Origin of the sequence: Vreelandella indica (assembly GCF_037070225.1) — a bacterium.
GTDB lineage: Bacteria > Pseudomonadota > Gammaproteobacteria > Pseudomonadales > Halomonadaceae > Vreelandella > Vreelandella arctica.
On record NZ_JBANSO010000095.1, the window covers coordinates 1 to 1,085 of the forward strand.

1 protein-coding gene is annotated in these 1,085 nt (G+C 52.9%); it reads right to left on the bottom strand.

The window, feature by feature from the left end; translation table 11 throughout:
• Window positions 1-7: 7 nt before the first annotated feature.
• Window positions 8-1,022, bottom strand: a protein-coding gene (locus V8L71_RS20660) for an IS630 family transposase (protein ID WP_101146788.1) whose coding sequence is annotated in 2 segments (ribosomal slippage) — window positions 8-634 and window positions 636-1,022 — 1,014 coding nt in all. Because the reading frame shifts where the segments join, the coding sequence is not laid out codon by codon here.
• Window positions 1,023-1,085: the final 63 nt, after the last annotated feature.

Sequence of the window (1,085 nt, forward strand, 5' to 3'; positions counted from 1 at the left end):
TAAGTGCCTATTCAAAATTAATCGCGTGATCAGTTCCGTAACCACCGAGTAAGCGGTGTACCTCTTCATGTAGACGTTCAAACGAGAGATAGGCACTCAAGGGCAGCCAGGTGTACTTCATCTGCCGCCACAGAATCTCTATCAGATTCAGCTCTGGTGAGTAGGCAGACAGATAGATCAGATGCACACGTTGCGACATCCACTCCACCCTCTTGCGCCTAAAGGCCTTGGAGCGATGCATGCTGGCATTGTCGAGCACCACAACGGCGAAGGTGTCTGGATCCTTCTGGATCACAAACTGGTCAAACGCTTCTATGACCGTTTCCGTGGTCACTGTCTCGGTTGTCGTGTGATAGACCAGTTTTCCGGCTCGGCTTAGGAAGCCCAGCACGTTTAGCCTTCGGCTGCGGGAGTAGGCAGTGACTTCCCAGGGCTTGCCGATAGGGCTCCACGCATACGGCACCGACGACGCTTGTGAAAAACCTGATTCATCAAAGTAATAGAGCTCGTGCTCGCCTTGGTCCTCTCGCTCGTGAAGCGCTTTCATCAAGCCTTGCGTTTTGCGAAAGTCCGTTTCGTCACGCTGGGTCTTGAGTGAATGCCGAATGCGCTTGAAGCTATGGCCATTTTTTTTTCAACGCCCGGCGCAGTGTCACCGTGGCGACAGACTTGCCAGTCTCTTCTTGAAAGCGAGCCTGTAAGGCGCGAATCTGATGGGGATGCTCGGCTACCAACGCTTGCAGTCGCTTGTGATCGTGTTCATCGAGGGCGGGTGTTCGTCCACTACGCGGTTTGTCGGTGAGACCATCAAAACCGGACACTTCCCATTGCTTGAACCATCGTGATACGGCATCGCGGCGAACCTGAAGTATCTCACTGATTTGGGTAATAGTATGGCCTTGGTCACTCAGTAGAATGGCATGCGCCCGACGACGGAGAGCGCGCTTCTCGCCATGGTGATAGGCGGAGGTCAGCGTCTGTTGTTCAGGTTCAGTGAGAGGGGCAACGAAGCGTTTTTCCATGGTTCTGTCCGTGTCAGAAATCCTGGCATGGATATTACACGAAAACTTTAGATCAGGTACTTA